Source organism: Oleiphilus sp. HI0123 (assembly GCF_001635315.1).
The window spans coordinates 1-1,913 of the sequence record NZ_LWGE01001793.1; the positions used below are offsets into that span (position 1 = coordinate 1).

At 47.0% G+C, this 1,913-nt stretch carries 2 protein-coding genes; one reads left to right on the forward strand and one right to left on the reverse strand.

Going from position 1 to position 1,913, the window contains the following annotated elements:
- A partial coding sequence (locus A3761_RS24125; protein ID WP_197473232.1) for a LysR substrate-binding domain-containing protein occupies window positions 1-584 on the forward strand: 584 nt, incomplete at its 5' end.
- Between the two features lie 206 nt (window positions 585-790).
- Here the strand turns inward: A3761_RS24125 and A3761_RS24130 are convergent.
- Window positions 791-1,913 (reverse strand): peroxidase family protein (locus A3761_RS24130; protein ID WP_304439643.1); only part of this gene is annotated, 1,123 nt, incomplete at its 5' end.

Here is a 1,913-nt window from a genome sequence, read left to right on the forward strand (position 1 = left end):
CGCTGAATCAACCTGTACTATATGATGTGCTGTCTGACTTTCTGGCCGAACACGAAAATGTAGAAGTTGATCTAATTGAGTGCGTACTTAACGGCGGCTGGGAAGCACTTGAGCAAGACCGCGTAGAACTCCTTGTCGGCGCGCCAGGACCGGTACCATTACAAAAAGGCTTCCGCGCAATTCCACTAACAGACACCGACCTAATACCGGTTATTGCCACGTCCCATCAACTTGCTGAACTCGCCTTAGATACACAGAGGCTCACCGAAATACTGCCTAAGTTAAGACGCGTTGTTACCCATGACACCTCAATACTGGAGGTGTCGCGCAGCGCCGGGCTCACAGATGCAGGGAAAACCTTTTATGTACAAACCATGGATCAAAAGGTCGAAGCCATATTAGCAGGTATAGGTATTGGTCACTTGCCGCGAAAACGTATTCACCAAGCCATTGAGAGTGGCAAGCTGAAGGAGCTTAAGCTTGCTAAGGTAAATAATCATGAATGCTTTATGGCATGGAAACTCAGCAATAAAGGCAAAGGTCTGCAGGCATTAACTCAATTACTGGCCACTGCAAAGTGGTAGGTGACAGCGTCAGACCAACCAAGCACTCCCCTCCTTCAGTAGGGCTTCTCAGACTAGAAGTATAAAAAAAGCCCCGAAGTCTCGAAAGACTCCGGGGCACAACTCCCTTCATTTTGACTGATCCTCCTGCTCTAGAACAGCCAATATGTTATTTACCAAAGTACAGATTGATAAATACAAGGGTTAGGCTAAGTTGAAATCCTTACTTATTGATCCTCTACACGCTGGTGGTTGAAGAAAACACCACCGTCACCAAAGGCCGAGCTGATAAACTCAGAACTTAGGCGAATCGTACCAACTTTCTTAGCACTATCACGACGAGATTTCGCATACTTCTTATGAAAATACGGGAAGATAGAAGTGCGAATTTTCTCGCTCGTTGCGTAGACGTCATAGATAGGCGTACCTTCTGGTAAGCTTTCCAAGTCGTCACGGAAGTCATGAGAAGCACTTGAGAACAAGCCCTTCACTTCTGGGCGCGGAACAAAGTAAACCTGCGTCGGCGTAACAACGCTGCTTTCTTTGGTGCCATCTGCGCGAACCTTCGCCATCTTCTCTACAGAAAGCGTGGTTGGCTTAGTCGAAACTAGTGAGAACAAGGCTGTGGTACCCAAAGTTTCGTTCACTTCCTTGTCAACGTACTGCGACAACTCATTTGCAAAGAAATCATGGTTACCACCTTGGCCTGATAAGGTGTATAACGCCGAGACATTGCGTGAGTTTCTACCGTCAACGAACACTTTCCATGCTAAGCCTGGAGCAAAGCCACGGTCATTTGGGTCACCCGTGACTGACAGGCGCAATAAGCCACACTCTGCACCTTTGAAGACACCTGTATAAGGGTGGCCAGAAGCAGGTTCAAAAGTAGTGGTCGCCATAGCTGCGTGAGCATGGATTGGCTTTTCATAACCGAGTGGCGCGACATCGTCCTTACGATTTACTTTTTCCCAAAGTACCGTATTAATCAGGCCACCAATATCGATATCAGTTAACCCTGGACGCTCTCCTGCATCATATTCAGTACGCATTGCACCGTTCGTCCATAAGAGCTGCTCTTTATCACAAGCTGACCACTCTTTGTAGTTATCTGGAATCTTCAAACCCCATGGTTTAAAGGCATTATCTACACCCGTTAAGCTTAACTCTAGCTCGGGGAAGTGACGACGAATCACGTCAACCATGGTGTTATTTTCTACCCAGTCGATACCTTCTTGCGTGTACACTTCAGGTGTATAGCTTTCAGTATAGAAACGGTCTGTCATCAAACGACGAGAAGCATTCAGGATAAAGACCTGGAAAGCCGTCTCACCAAAGGCAAAGCCATCAGGA